Origin of the sequence: Sphingomonas sp. SUN019, from assembly GCF_024758705.1 — a bacterium.
In the GTDB taxonomy this organism is placed as follows: domain Bacteria; phylum Pseudomonadota; class Alphaproteobacteria; order Sphingomonadales; family Sphingomonadaceae; genus Sphingomonas.
Genome location: NZ_CP096971.1, coordinates 3020787 through 3035576, shown reverse-complemented (window position 1 = coordinate 3035576; position 14790 = coordinate 3020787). Strand labels below are relative to the sequence as shown.

The following is a 14790-nucleotide window of genomic DNA, read 5'->3' as shown; positions in this document are numbered from 1 at the left end:
TGGATCCGGATACCCGAAAGGGTCCGATCAAGCTCTGGTTGTCTGTAAGATGCCATTGGGAGGACACATCGTGCGCGAACAAACGGTAGTATCGGTACTTAGCCATAATGAAATTGTGCGGGAGGGGCTTCGTCGCATTCTGACGGACCAGGGCTTCGCGGTGATCCAGACGGTCGCGGAACCGCGCGAATTGCATCCCTCGCCGTGCGACGCCGAACTGGTCATCGTCGACGCGAACGCGTTTTCCGAGGGTGTACTTTCGTGCGAGCAGGTTCGCGCTGAACACCCCGAGTTGCGGATCGTCCTGATGGTCGACGAATATGACCTCGACCATATCGCCAAGGCGTTCGCGACTGGGGCCGTCGATGGTTATCTGGTCAAGACGATCCCGTGCGAACCACTTGGCGGCGCGCTGAGGCTCGTCGCGATGGGCGAAAAACTGATGCCGTCGCAACTGGTGGAATCCTTCACCGACAGTTCGAACCGCCTGCTGCCGATGACATGGGACGTCAATTGCGGCGGGCTGAATCTTTCGAACCGCGAGATCGAAATCCTGCGCTGTCTGCTGGACGGCGATGCAAACAAGGTGATTTCGCGCCGGTTGCGCATCACCGACGCCACGGTGAAGGTCCACATCAAGGCGATCCTGCGGAAATTGCGCGTGAAGAACCGCACGCAGGCGGCGATCTGGGCGGTCAGTCGTGGGCTTGGGCGGGAGGATATGGCGTTGCCGGAGGCGCACATGTTACCGATCGGAACGTCGCCAGCGCCAATGGCAGCGACACCGCATTGAACACGATGTGCGCGATCGCCGCACCGACGACTCCCAGCATATGAACCGCCGGGAATATCGTCGCGTAAAAGGCGATCGCGGCAAGTGCGGAGGCGGCTAGGAATCGCCCTTGGCCCCCCGCCGCCATCAGGGCCGCGCGCAATGCGCTGCCGCCTAGGAAGATGACCACCGCAAACGACTGGACCAACAAGGGAACGTACGCGTCCTCGAACCCGTCGCCGGCGATCAAGGGGATCAACCGTGGCCCCATCAGCGCCACCGCGCACGGCAGCAGCAATGCGAGGCCCAGCGTAATCCATTCGATCCGCCCCACCAGATGCAAGAACCGGTCGCGCTGGCCCGCGGCCCACAATCGCGCCAGTTCGGGGAAGGCGGCCTGCTGGATCATCTGCCCGCCTTTCGCCGCCGCCAGCGCGACCTTGCGCGCCAATTGATACAGGCCCGCCCCGACCGAACCGGCGATCGCGCCGACGATCAGGACATCCGCTTCCTGCGTGCTCTTGCGGATCAGCACCGTTCCGTTGGCGGCGAGCACGAAACCGGCAATTCCCGGAAATAGCGCGATCGCCCCCCGCAACGGCGCACGCAGAACGCCGGTAACTCCCTCCTGACGCAGCACGCGCCACGCCAGACATGACATCACGAGCCGCTCGAGGATGATCAGCGCCACGCCCAGCAGGACCACCGCCCAAACCGATCCGCCGAACAGCCAGATCGTGGCGATCGCCGCCAGCCGGATCGCCGCGATGACCGGTTCCACCCACGCCGCCTGCGCGAACCGGTCGAACAGCCGCAGGATACCGATCGGAGTGGACGAAACGCCGAACAGCAGCGCCGCGCTATAAATCTGCGCCATCCTGAGCGTCTCCGCATCCCAGTGCAGCAGGCGCGCCGCGACCGGCGCCCCGACGAGCGCAACGCCCGCGACGATCGTCGCTCCGATGATATCCGTCGTGACGCCCAGCTTGATCAGCCGTGTCAGTCGCGACCGATCGTCGTCCTCGATCGCGCGGGCGCCATACCGGATCACGGTCTGCCATGTCTCCAGCCGGATCATCTGATCGATCAGCCGCCCATAGCTTTCGATCATCGCGACGATCCCGAGCAGGCCGGGACCGAGCATCTTGGCGGTGATCGCCAAGGTCGCCATCCCCAGCGCAACGGATACAGCCTTGCCACCGGTAAGGTGCGCCAGATTACGCACCAGCCGGCGCCCTACGCCGTCGTGGCGCGAGTGCCGCGGCGCATCGGGCGGCATGGATTTGGCTTGGATCTACTGTCTCCGCTCGCGATGCGCGGCGAAACTGCACCGACAATATGGCCAAGCGCCATATCGCGTCGTGGCTAACCCTAATGGGCCTTTTCGTCATCCGACCACGGCGAAATTGCCCATCTTTCGGATCAAGCGCGAAGCGCATTATGGTCGCGTCATATCCGCAGTTGGACCTGCCGCAGGCCGCGGTTGGACGTCTAATCTTCCCATTCGTCGGCGACTGGCAGCACGCCTGTCAGACCGAAACTGCGGGACGGGGGATAACGCATGAATATGCACGATCGCGCGATCGTCGATCGTTCGATGTTTCAAGGCCCCGCCCCGTCCGGCGGATCGACGCAGGATGTCCTGCGGGTTCTTCGTCGGCACTTGCGGCTGTTGATGATCACCGGCGCGATCGTGATGGGGGCCGCATTCGTCACGTATCTGGTGCTGGAACCGCGGTACGACGCCACCGCGGTGATGCGCGTCGCGATCGATGACTGGCAACCGTCCGCCGATCAGACGGCCGCATCGGTCCGCGATGCGGAGCAACTGCGTACTCACCAGATCGAGACTCAAATCCAGTTGATCGGATCGCGGCCCGTCGCGCGTCAGACGGTGAACGATCTGGCGTTGTACGACGATCGCGAATTCAATCCGGCGGCCGATCCCGACAAGCCCGCGGTCAGTCCGATCGGACGCTTGTCGGCGATGCTCGGCCTTGGCGGCGGAACCGCACCGATCGCGCCTCAGACCGCCGGAAAGCCGTCACCCCAGGTGATCGAACGGACGACGGGCGAACTTCTGCGTGCGGTGAAGGTGAAGCAGGATGGACAGTCCGACTTCCTGACCGTCACCGTTTCATCGCACAACGCAGCAAAAGCGACCCGGATCGCCAACAAGCTGGTCGCCAATTATCTGTCGCTGCAGGTCGCCGAACGCCGCGCATCGCGCCAGCGCGCGGTCGCCGTGCTGGAACGCCAGGTCCGCGAACTGCGTGTCGATCTGTACCGGGCCGAGCTGACCGCCGCAGCCTATCGCCGCGCGCACCGGATCGACGCGGGACCGGGGCGCGATGCGGATGTGGCGCAAATGGCGCGGCTGGGCTCGGAGCTCGCAGCGGCCGGCGCCGGCCGTGCAGAGGGCATGGCGCGGACCGGCTCCAGCGGCCAGATCATGTCTGGACTGCTAGCCGACCTGCAGGGTCAGCGGACGACCGTGCAACGCCGCCTGGCCGAGCTGTCGACCCTGTACGGCGCGGCGCACCCCGATGTGCTGAAGGCGTCGGCGGAACTGGACCAGATCCGCTCCGCGATCGTCGTCGAAAGTGGCCGCATCCAGCAGCAGTTCGCGAACGAGGCGTCCGCGCAGTCGGCGCGCGAACGTCAGGTCGCCGGGAGTCTGGGTGCGATGCGCGCGCAATCGCTCGAGCGCGGCATCGCCAGCGTGCCGCTGGCCGACCTCGAACGCAACGCAGAGACCGCCCGCACAGTCTATGTCGCCCTGCTTCAGCGCCTGCAGGAGGCGCGCCGGATGCAGGAGATGGTCAAACCGGACGCGACTCTCGCCTCGGCGGCATTGCTGCCGACGCAATCGAGCTTCCCGCGCGGCGGGCAGATCTTCGGGGTCGCCGCTGGTGCCGCCTTGCTGCTCGGTCTTATCCTGGTTTTGCTGGCCGAAGCACTGGAGAACCAAGTGCGCACGTCCGCCGACGTGCTGACCTTGGTTGACCTGCCGACGTTCGGGATGATCCCGGAAATCGCCGCCCGGCGACGCGGCTGGCACGCGCACCTGACGGTGGCGAAACAGCCTTATTCGCTGTTCGCCGAGGCGATCCGCATGACCGAGGGCAAGCTGCATCGCTTCTTGGCCGCGCATTCGGGAAAGGTCGTGATGATCACGTCCCCGCTGCCCGGCGACGGCAAGACGACGCTGGCGATCGGGCTGGCCGCGGCAGCGGTGGCGATGGGTCGCAACGCGGTGATGATCGATCTCGACCTGCGTCGTCCGGGGCTTCCCGACGTGCTGGACGGCACCGCGTGCGAATACGACTTGCTCGATTACCTTGCGGGTCGCGCTACCCTGGAAGACGTGCTGGTCACGTCACCCGCGCTTCCCACGCTCAAGGCGATCCCAGTGCGCGCCGCCGCGGAGGATCCCGGCGCGGCGCTGGCCTCCCCGCGGCTCGCGACCCTGCTGACGACGTTGCGCGAACAGTTCGATCTGGTCGTCATCAACACGCCTCCTGTACTAGCGACCGGGGATGCGCAGGCGCTGTCCGATCTGGTCGACGCGACGCTGCTGGTATTGCGGTGGGGCCGCACTACGCCCGATCTGTTGCGCGCGGCGGTTCAGGAACTCGATTCGGATATCACCGGCGTCGTCTTCAACCGCGTCCGGTTCGCGAAGCACGCGCAACTCGGTTATGGCGACGGCATTCAGCATTTCCGAAAATTCGGCGCCTACTTCCCGGGTGAACGAGCGGCCGGCTTCGGTCGGTTGCCCTGGCGCTCGGCCTGACGACGCCGATGGACTGGTCCATCGCAGCGCCATCGCCCGCGGCCGTCGCAAGATCGCCGTTCGCCGCCGATCCGATCCGTAAGGACGCCAACGGCCGTCAGTCGCCGACCGTCGCCACGGTCGATATCGACGGTATCGACGAATCGCCGAACGTGCGCGCACCGCTGCGCCTGCTGGTGATCGACCGGCGATCGTTGACGCTGGAATGCCTGGTCGCCGCGCTTGCCGACACGCGCGAGATTGGTAGCATCGTCGCGGCGAGCAACGAAAGCGATGCGTTGACCCGGATCGGCGACCATGGTGGCGCCGATGTCGCGCTGCTCAACCTGGCCGGCGATCCGTTCGATGAGCGCAGCGTCGCGTTGATGCGCGAAGTCCTCGACCCAGTCCTTCCGCCGGGCGCGATTGTGCTGCTGACCGGCTTGGTCGATCGCGTTCATATGCTCGCCGCGCTGAAGCAGGGCGTGCTCGGATTTCTCAGCAGCGACACGCCCACCGACATCATTCTCGAGGCGCTCCGACTAGTCAGTCGCGGGTGGACGGTTTATCCGCCGCTCGACCCGAAACTGCTCGCGCCGGATACGCGCGAGTCCGGCTCTTTCCCCGGTCTGGCCGAGGGCCTTACGCTGACGTCGCGACAACGGCAGGTGCTGCAGAACCTTCAACGCGGCATGACGAACCGCGATATCGCAAATGGTCTCGGCATCAGCGAGCGCGCCGTAAAGGGCCACGTGCAGGAACTGATGCGCCGAATGGGTGCGACCAACCGAACGCAGATCGTCGCGATGCTGGCCGGGATGACGAACCGGCCCCGCGACGAAGAATCCGATTGAGTAATACTTCCGATTAGGCGACCGATCCGTCACAAGATGTGAGAGGACGAGATTTTACGCGAGCCGACTGCCCGCGTAAAATAACGCCCGATGCAATGATGGCGGGGCCGCGTCAGATCAGCAGAAAATCCGCCGCGGTCAGCGTCGGGCGCGTGCTGAGCAACCCGATCTGGATCTGCGCTACGCCGCCGACGCCATCGGGATCATACCACAGATTGCCGGTCGCCACCTGGTAGATGAAATGGTGATCCGCGGTCAGCGCCTGCGTGCCGTTGACGAACTGATTGGCCGCCAGCGTCCCGGCGGGTTGCCCGCCCAGGGCTGCGAACACCGCGCGGGAAAACGCCATCACATCCTGCCCAGGCGTGAAATCGCGCAGCTTGTCGCGGTCGGCAGATGTAGTCAGGCTGTCGAACAGGAACGTGTCCGCCCCCGCCCCGCCGGTCAGCTCATCCCCTCCCGCGCCGCCGACCAACAGGTCCGCGCCGTCGCCGCCCTGCAGGAAATCCCCGCCATCCTGCCCATATAGCTGATCCGCGCCGCCATTGCCGTTCAGCAAATCGCCGCCCAGCCCGCCGCGAATGATGTTCGCGCCGTCGTTGCCGTTGATAGTGTTGGTCAGATCATTGCCGGTGGCGTTCAGGTCGGCGAGGCCGGTCAGGTTCAAATTTTCGACCGCCGATCCCAGCACATAGTCGATCGAGGCGTTGACCGTGTCCGCGCCCTCACCAGTATTCTCGGTCACCTGATCGCCGGCATTGTCGACGAAATAGATGTCGTTGCCGGTCCCGCCGATCAACGTATCCGCGCCACCCGCGCCGTCCAGCGTGTCGTTGCCGCTGCCGCCGTTGATGGTGTCCGCGCTGGCGTTGCCGGTCAGTACGTCGTTCCCGCCCAAGCCGTTGATCGTCCACAAATCGTTGCTGGGCGCGGTGAAGATGTTCACGCCGTTGTCGCCGGTCCAGCTCTTCGGTTCGGGGAGGTTGTTGACCGCGATCGCATAGGCCGATTCGACGAACGCGCCGCTTGCATCGGTCGCGCGCGCCGTGACGGTGATCGACGGCGTGGCCTCGAAATCGATCAACGCCCCCGCCGCCACGCTGATGACGCCGGTGATCGCGTCGACCACGAACCGCCCGCCGCCAGTGCCGGTCAGGCTGTACCGGATCGTGTCGCCGCTGTCGGGATCGCTCGCCGACAGCGTGCCGACGACGGTCCCGCCCGCGGCATTCTCGTTCACCGCGCCGCCCGCCAGCGCTAGGTTCACCGGCGCGTCATTCGCGCCGACGATCGTCATCGTGACCGTGGCGCTGGACGTCAGTCCCGCCAGGTCGGTGATCGTGTACGAGAAGCTGTCGGTCACGCTCTGACCGGCGCGAAGGTATTGGAATTGCGCACCCGGCGCATAACCGATCGATCCGCCCGACAGCGTCAGCGCAGCGCCCTGCGCGCTGGTCGTTGAGATCGACGCCACCGTGATCTGATCGGACGGATCCGGGTCCGAATCGTTGGCCAGCAGCAGCGCTGCCTGGATCGCGCCACCATCCTCCGACACGCTGACCTGATCGCCATTCGCGGTCGGCGCATCGTTGACGCCGGCGACCTGCACCGTGACGCGGCCACGCGCGACCTCTCCATCGGTATCGGCGATCGTATAGCCGAACAGCGCCGAACCGCTGAAATTCGGCGAGGGCGTGAAGATCACATGCCCCGCGCCGTCCAGCGCCACGCTGCCTCCGGTGATCGCGGTGACCGCGACCAACTGGAACGGCAGGCCGTTCGCATTGACGTCGTTGGCCAGCAGCGCGCTGATGTCGATCGTCGCGACGGTGTCCTCGGTGCCGCTGACGGTGTCCGGGTTGGCGACCAGCACCGGCGGCGGCCCTTGCGGCCCCAATTGATCGAACGCTCTCAGCTTCAGCCCGGATCCCAGGTCGTCGCCGCCTTGGCCGCTGCTGTCTGCCCAGCCGATCAGGAACCCGCCGTCCAGGCTCCCGATGATCGCCGGATCGGCCTGGATCCCCAGCGTTTCGTCATTGACCACGAATTCGCCGGCGACCTTCGCGCCGCTCGCGTCGAACACCTGCGCCTTGACGCCGGCCGTCGCATTCTCCGCGCCCGCGCCGCTATAGTCGCTCCAGCTGACCACGAACCCGCCGTTCGCCAGCGCGGCCAGCGTCGGCGCCATCTGCGATCCGGCCGTCGTGGTGTTGGCCAGCACCTCTCCGCCGACCTTCGCGCCATTCGCGTCGAAGCGTTGCAGCTTGATCCCGAACGCGTCCGCGTCGCCACCGATTCGGCTGCCGTCGGCCCATGCGATCACGAAACCGCCATCAATCAACGCCACGATCGCCTGTTGTTGCTGGTTGCCCGCGGTTTCGGTGTTGACCAGGAATTCGCCGCCGATCTTCGCGCCGTTCGCACCGAACATCTGCGCCTTCACCGCGTCCTTGCTGATGTCGCCGCCGACGGTGCTGCTGTCCGCCCAGGTCACGACATAGCCGCCGGACGCCAGCCCGGCGACCACCCCTGCGTCCTGACGATTGGACGTCTGTGTATTGACCAGCGCCTCGCCGCCGATCGCGTTGCCCGCGGAATCGTAAAGGCGCGACTTGATCGACGAAACGCTCGAATCACCGCCCTGCAAGCTCGAATCGGTCCACACGACCACGAACCCGCCGCCCGACAGGCTGCTTACCGACGACGCGCGCTGCGCATCGGCGGTTGCGGTATTGACCAGGAATTCGGCGCCGATCGCGGTTCCACCGGCGTCGAACAACCGGCCCTTGATCGACGTTACCGACGCATCGCCGCCCAACAGGCTGGCGTCGGTCCAGGTCACGACGAAACCGCCGGTGGCGAGCGACACGACACTCGCATTGTCCTGGCTGTTGGCGGTTTGACCATTGATCAGGAATTCGCCGCCGATGCGGTCGCCTGCGTCGTTCAGGATGACGCCCTTGATACCATAGCTGCTCGTATCGCCGCCCACGCCGCTCGGATCGCTCCACACCGCGACATGGTTGCCCGACGTCAGCGCCGCGAGCGCCGCCTGCTGCTGGTTTCCCGTGATCGCGACGTTGACCAGCTTTTCCGGTCCCGCCGCATAACGGTCCTCGTCGATCGCATCGCGCAGCGTCAGCGATATCGTCTTGTCGAAAGTGTTGCCGAACGTATCGGTCGCACGGATCGTAAGCGAGACGACCGGCGCCGTTTCATAGTCCAGCAAGAGACTGTCGCGTATCTCCAGTTGCGATCCGCGGATCCGAAACCCGCCGCCGGTCGAATCGTCGATCAGCAACCAGGTGTAGGCCGCGTTGATCGCGCCATTGCCCGAAAGGCTGCCGACGACCGTATTCTGAACCGCCGCCTCTGAGATCGGATTGGCGGCCAAAGTCAGATCCGTTATCGCGCCGCTGGTCGCCGCCAGCAGCCGCATCCTGACGCTGCCGTCGGCGTCGTTCGCCTGCGTCGTGCCGAGGTCGCTCCAGGCGAAGACCAGATTGCCCGAATTCAGCGCGGTGATTGCGGGCAATTGCTGGTTTCCGGTGGTGACGCCATTGACCTGAAACTCTGTGCCCAGCTTCGCGCCGCTGTCGTTGAAGACCTGCGCCTTGATCCCGAACCCGCTGGCGTCGGCGGCGAGCGTGCTGTTGTCGCGCCAGCCGATGACGAATCCGCCGCCGGGGATGCTGGTGATCGTCGGCTGATCCTGCGTGTTGAGTTCGGTGGTGTTGACCTGAAACTCCGCCCCCACCTTCGCGCCCGACGCACTGAAAATCTGCGCCTTGATGCCCGATCCGCTGGTGTCGCCGATCAGGCTGACGTCGCGCCATGCGACGACGAAGCCGCCATTCGCCAAGGTCGCGACGACGGGTTGGTCCTGCGTGGACGCGGTGGTCGTGTTCACCAAAAACTCGCTGCCCAGCTTGACGCCGCTGGCGCTGAAAATCTGTCCCTTGACGCTGGGCGCGGTAGGATCGCCGCCCAGCCCGCTGGCGTCGGTCCAGATCGCGACGAACCCGCCGGTCGCCAGACTGGTCAGCGCCGGAAAGGTCTGGCTGGCCCCTGTCGTCGAATTGACCAGAAACTCGCTGCCGCTGCGCGCACCGGCCGCCGTGAACAGTTGCGCTTTGACGCCGGTGCCCGACGTGTCGACCCCGCGGCCGCTGCCGTCCGTCCAGCTGACCGCGAACCCGCCGTCCGCCAGCCCGGTCACCGTGGAGTTCGTCTGGCCCAACCGGGTCTGCGTGTTGACCAGCAATTCGCTGCCGACCTTTGCGCCGCCGGCGTCGAACACCTGTGCGCGGATGCCCTGCAGGTCGGGATCGGCTGCCGTGCTCGAATCGCTCCACGTAACGACGAAGCCGCCACCGGACAGCGCCGCGACCGACGCCAGTTCCTGCGCGTTGGCGGTCGTGGTGTTGACCAGAAATTCCGTCCCGACGCGGTTGCCCAGCGCATCATAGCGTTGACCGCGCACCGCATTCCCGCTGACGTCCGCGCCGCTTGCGCTGCCGTCGGTCCAGATCGCGACGAACCCCCCATCGGCCAGCGCGGTGATGGTCGGATCGGTCTGCAGGCCGGTGGTCGTGGTGTTGACCAGCACGTCCGGCGTGAGTTCGGTATAGGCCCCAGCCATCGTCAGTCTCCCCCAGGGACGCCGCGCCCACCGCGTCCGCGCCGGCGACTCCCGCACATTGTCGATTACGCCCGCGTCTTTATCGTAACGGCGTGGGCCTCATCGGCGAATTGCAATGACGAGCGTGCACGACGAGAAATTGCCGCGCCGCCCTCCCATTCGTGCATCCCTAACCTTTTGGGTGATGCTCTAAAGGCCCCGTCGCGCGGCATACCGGCATCGTAGAGTGGCGAACGCCGCGAACACGCGATCCGGCACATGTTTCAGGAGCGTCATGCGCCGAATCTGCTTTCCATTTTCCGGCGACGCCGTCGGCGGCAGCCATATTTCCGCGCTCGGCCTGGTGAAGCAACTCGACCGGACGCGCTTCACGCCGCTGGTGCTGGTCGACGCGCTGGACGGCGCGATCGCGGCGCTGTTTCGCAGCGCCGACGTGGAAATCGTACAAGCGCCCAGAACGCCCGGCCTGAATCATGGTGAAAGGCTACGGCCGTTGCAGATTCCGGCGATCATCGCCGCCGCCGAGCGATTGCGCGCGGTGCTGCGCGATCGACAGATCGACATCGTCCACACCAACGACGGCCGGACGCACGCCGTCTGGGCGCTGCCCGCGCGGCTCGCGGGATGCCGGCTCGTCTGGCATCATCGTGGTGCACCCGATGCGCTCGGTCTGCGGCTGGTTGCGCCGTTGCTGGCCAGCCATGTCGTCTCCGTCTCGCGCTTCGCCGCCGGGGCGCACTGGGGACGGCGGTCTTCCAGCGTCATTCACAGCCCGTTCGATACGACTGTCCAGGAAGATCGCAGGGCCGCACGACGCGCTTTGCTCGATGAACTGGGCGTCGGCCCCGACACTCAGCTAGTCGGCTTCTTCGGTGCGCTCATCGATCGGAAACGGCCGTTGCTGTTTGTCGACGCAATCGCCCGAATGCGCGCGATCGCGCCCGATCGCGCGGTGCTCGGGTTGATCTTTGGCGAGCCGTTCGACGTTACCAACGCCTTGATAGAGGCGCGCGCCGCCCAACAAGGGATCTCGAACGCCATCGCGATCATGGGATTCCGCGCACCCGGCAGCCGCTGGATCGCGGGCTGCGACCTGCTTCTATGCCCGGCGATCGACGAACCGTTCGGCCGGACGCTGATCGAGGCGATGTTGGTCGGCACGCCGATCATCGCCACCGCATCGGGCGGCAACCCCGATGCGTTGCGCGACGGGGCGCTGGGCGTGCTCGTTCCGCCCGAGAACCCGGCGGCGCTGGCCAGCGCCGCCAATTCTCTGCTCGCCGACACGCCGCGCCTGCACGATCTCGTCACGCTGGCCGCAGCCGACGCACGCGTCCGGTTCGGCGAACGGCAGCATGCCGACGCGGTGATGGCGATCTACGATACGCTCACACCGCCACCGGCGCGGCGATATGCGGGTGCGGATCGTAATCCTCGATCGCGAAGTCCTCGATTTCGTAGTCGAACATCGACGCAGCGCGGCGATTGATCCGCAGCTTCGGCCATCCCCGTGGCTCGCGCGACAATTGTTCGGTCACCAGATGTTCGTGGTTCAGATAGACGTGCGCATCGCCCGCGCTCCACACCAGTTCGCCGGGCTCCAGATCGCATTGCTGCGCCAGCATCCTGATCAGCAACGCTGCGGAGAATGCGTTGAAGGGAAAGCCCAGGCCGAGATCGCACGACCGCTGCCACAACATTCCCGACAACCGACCGTTCGCGACATGATATTGATACGTCATGTGACAGGGCGGCAGCGCCATTTCGTCCAGATGTGCGACGTTCCACCCGGTGAAGATATGGCGCCGCGACGCCGGATTGGTGCGCAACCCGTCGACCAGCGCAGCGATCTGGTTGATCCCGGCCCCGCGCCGGAACAGCCCGTCGCCGACCGGCTCGTACGTTTCCCAGTCGACCCATTGCTTGCCATACACCGGGCCGAGATCGCCCCATTGCGCAGCGAACGCGTCGTCGGCGATGATCCGCGCCTCGAACGCGTCGCGGTCGATCGCCTCTCCGCTCGCGCGGCGATAGCGATCGAGCGGCCAGTCGGTCCAGATATGCACCTTCTGCCGGACAAGCTCGCGGATGTTGGTGTCGCCGGTCAGGAACCACAGCATTTCGCGCGCCGCTGTCTTCCACGCGATCCGCTTCGTGGTCAGCAACGGAACGGCGTCATCGGACAGATCGAACCGCATCGTCGGGCCGAACAGCGACCGCGTGCCGACACCTGTGCGATCGCGCCGTTCGTCGCCCCGTTCCCAGACTGCGCGGAGCAGGGTCAGATACTGGTCTTCTTCATGCCGCTCGGCCGTCATCGCCGCAATCTCCCGATGGGAAACGCTGTCGCCGATCAGGCGCGATGTGCCAAGACCAGAAGATCGTAGGCGATTGTACGCCACTATCCTCTCCGAATTGGACCGACCGCGATACGAGCGACACAGGCCAGTTCATCCTGCAATAATGTCAGAAACTTCGTTCGCTCACCTGTTCGCGCCGATCGCGGTCGTCGGGATGGAGGTGGTGGTCTTCGCGTTTCTCGATTCGCACGGCCGATTGCTGGGGATGCGCCATATCCCATCCGCGCGGTTCGCATCGGTCAATGTGCCGATCCGGCTCGTCGCGACCGACGCGCTGGCGTTCGATGCGCGCGCGGTCGTGATGGCGCACAATCACCCCAGCGGCGATCCAGAACCCAGCACCCAGGATCTCCGCGTCACGCGCGGCATCGCGACAGCGTTCGACGCTCTAGGGATCCGGCTGATCGACCATCTGGTGCTGGCGGGGGACGTGGTCACCAGCTTCCGGGGACGCGGTTTGCTGTGACGGTTTCATCCGGCACGCCTTGATACTCGCGGGGTCGGGCCGCGCTCCGACCGGGCGGAACGTCGCGATATAGCCTCCCGCCGAACGCATCTCGTCGGTCGCCACCCGCTGGTATCCGACCGCGGCGAATTCGCATTTCAGCAATTCGGGTGGGGTGCCGTGATCGCGCGTCGGACGATCGGCGTCGACCACCACCACCAGCCCGTCGGGCCTCAGCGACGGCCGCATCCGCCACAGGAATTCATACGGCTGCGCGATCTCATGATACATATGCACCATGAAGATACGGTCGAAACTGCCCTCGGGCAGCTTCGGATCGGCGGGGGTGCCGAGTTTCACGCTGACGTTCTCCAGCCGTTCGCGCGCAACCCGCTCGGCCAGCGCATCGCGCACCGCGGGCATGATGTCCTCCGCCAGCACGCGGCCGTCCGCACCCACCTTCTGTGCCAGGCGGACGGTGTAATAGCCCTCGCCCGCGCCGATGTCGGCGACGGTCATGCCCGGCCGAATCGCGGCCTTCGCCATCACCAGGCCCGCTTCGTTCAGCCGGTCGCGCGCTTCCTCGTTCGACCAGCGATCCGACACGATCGACGCGACCGGGCGATCGGCGGCGGGAAACGGACCCGGCTCCTCCGTCTCGCGCTTGATCAGCGGCTGCGACCCGTCGCACGCGGCGAGCAGCGCGATCAGCACCAGTGCGGAAGGAACGCGCACCTTAATCGACGTCCTCGACTTCGACCGCCTCACCCGTCACGCGCTGCGACAGCGCCGCCGCCATGAACGCGTCGAGATCACCGTCGAGCACGTCGGACGGCGCGGTCGAGACCACGCCGGTGCGCAGATCCTTCACCATCTGATACGGTTGCAAGACGTAGGATCGGATCTGGTGCCCCCAGCCGATGTCGGTCTTCGTGTCGTTCTCGGCATTGGCCGCCGCCTCGCGGATCGCCAGTTCGCGTTCGTACAGTCGCGCGCGGAGCTGGTTATACGCCTCGGCCTTGTTCTTGTGCTGCGAACGCTGGTTCTGGCACTGGACAACGATGCCGGTCGGGATGTGCGTGATGCGCACCGCCGAATCGGTCGTATTGATGTGCTGCCCGCCTGCGCCGGACGCGCGGTACGTGTCGATACGCAGGTCGCTCTCGTTATAGTCGACCTCGATATTCTCATCGATCACGGGATAGACCCAGACGCTGGCAAAGCTCGTATGCCGCCGCGCCGCGCTGTCATACGGGCTGATCCGCACCAGCCGATGCACGCCGCTCTCAGTCTTGGCATAGCCATAAGCGTTCTCGCCCTTCAGGAGCAACGTCGCGGATTTGATCCCCGCCTGCTCGCCCGAATGCTGATCGACCAGCTCGACCTTCAGCCCGTGGCGTTCGCCCCAGCGCGAATACATGCGGCTCAGCATCCCGGCCCAATCCTGGCTCTCGGTGCCGCCCGCGCCTGCGTTCACCTCGATATAGGTGTCGTTGCCGTCGGCCTCGCCCGCCAGCAGCGCCTTCACCTTGTCGGCCTGCGCGCGTTTCGACAGCACACCCAGGTTGCCGACCGCCTCGGTCTCCATCTCGGTATCGCCCTCGGCCTCGGCCATGTCGATCAGTTCGATCGTGTCCGACAGTTCGCTTTCGATCGCGCGCGTGGCGGCGATCGCCTCGTCGAGACGGCGGCGTTCGCGCATCACGTCCTGCGCGGCCTTCGGATCGTTCCACAACGCCTGGTCCTCGACCCGCGCGTTCAGCTCGTCGAGACGGCGGAGCGCACGGTCCCAGTCGAGGAAGCGGCGGAGCAACGCCAGCGCCTCGTTGATGTCGTCGACATGAGCCTGCGCTTCGGCGCGCATGGGATATTCTCCAAAAATCAGGCGTCATCCCCGCGAAAGCGGGGACCCATGGCCCGCGCTATCGCCGAAAACTGCGGG

General features: G+C 65.7%; 10 protein-coding genes. 5 read left to right on the top strand and 5 right to left on the bottom strand.

Going from position 1 to position 14790, the window contains the following annotated elements:
- The first annotated feature begins 115 nt into the window (after positions 1–115).
- Complete coding sequence (locus M0208_RS14635) at positions 116–793, top strand: response regulator transcription factor (RefSeq protein WP_258892406.1); 678 nt, start codon at positions 116–118, stop codon at positions 791–793.
- On the opposite strand, the gene M0208_RS14630 is transcribed toward M0208_RS14635, so the two are convergent.
- Positions 696–1997, bottom strand: coding sequence for a lipopolysaccharide biosynthesis protein (locus tag M0208_RS14630; protein ID WP_258892405.1), 1302 nt, complete (start codon positions 1995–1997; stop codon positions 696–698). The two genes, M0208_RS14635 and M0208_RS14630, sit on opposite strands and share 98 nt — an antisense overlap.
- Before the next feature lie 336 nt (positions 1998–2333).
- Between M0208_RS14630 and M0208_RS14625 the strand changes: the two genes are divergently transcribed.
- Together M0208_RS14625 and M0208_RS14620 are read left to right on the top strand one after the other, a co-directional pair.
- On the top strand, positions 2334–4568 hold the full coding sequence (locus tag M0208_RS14625; protein ID WP_258892404.1) for a hypothetical protein: 2235 nt from the start codon (positions 2334–2336) through the stop codon (positions 4566–4568).
- A gap of 8 nt (positions 4569–4576) precedes the next feature.
- The gene (locus M0208_RS14620) at positions 4577–5401 is read left to right on the top strand and encodes a response regulator transcription factor (RefSeq protein WP_258892403.1); all 825 of its coding nucleotides are present in this window, start codon (positions 4577–4579) and stop codon (positions 5399–5401) included.
- Between the two features lie 112 nt (positions 5402–5513).
- Here the strand turns inward: M0208_RS14620 and M0208_RS14615 are convergent, their stop codons facing one another.
- Positions 5514–10043, bottom strand: a complete 4530-nt coding sequence (locus M0208_RS14615) for an S-layer family protein (protein WP_258892402.1) — start codon at positions 10041–10043, stop codon at positions 5514–5516.
- 274 nt (positions 10044–10317) lie between these two features.
- On the opposite strand from M0208_RS14615, the gene M0208_RS14610 reads away from it, so the two are divergent.
- A complete protein-coding gene (locus tag M0208_RS14610; protein WP_258892401.1) occupies positions 10318–11532 on the top strand; it encodes a glycosyltransferase in 1215 nt (404 codons plus the stop codon).
- Here the strand turns inward: M0208_RS14610 and thyA are convergent.
- The gene (thyA, locus tag M0208_RS14605) at positions 11432–12361 is read right to left on the bottom strand and encodes a thymidylate synthase (RefSeq protein ID WP_258892400.1); all 930 of its coding nucleotides are present in this window, start codon (positions 12359–12361) and stop codon (positions 11432–11434) included. The two genes, M0208_RS14610 and thyA, sit on opposite strands and share 101 nt — an antisense overlap.
- 145 nt (positions 12362–12506) lie before the next feature.
- Between thyA and M0208_RS14600 the strand changes: the two genes are divergently transcribed.
- The gene (locus M0208_RS14600; protein WP_258892399.1) at positions 12507–12869 is read left to right on the top strand and encodes a JAB domain-containing protein; all 363 of its coding nucleotides are present in this window, start codon (positions 12507–12509) and stop codon (positions 12867–12869) included.
- Here M0208_RS14600 and M0208_RS14595 read toward each other — a convergent pair.
- Positions 12792–13583, bottom strand: coding sequence for a class I SAM-dependent methyltransferase (locus M0208_RS14595; protein ID WP_408988104.1), 792 nt, complete (start codon positions 13581–13583; stop codon positions 12792–12794). The two genes, M0208_RS14600 and M0208_RS14595, sit on opposite strands and share 78 nt — an antisense overlap.
- 1 nt (position 13584) lies before the next feature.
- Positions 13585–14712: a peptide chain release factor 2 gene (prfB, locus tag M0208_RS14590; RefSeq protein ID WP_258892398.1), complete on the bottom strand. Its 1128-nt coding sequence runs from the start codon at positions 14710–14712 to the stop codon at positions 13585–13587.
- Positions 14713–14790 lie beyond the last annotated feature (78 nt).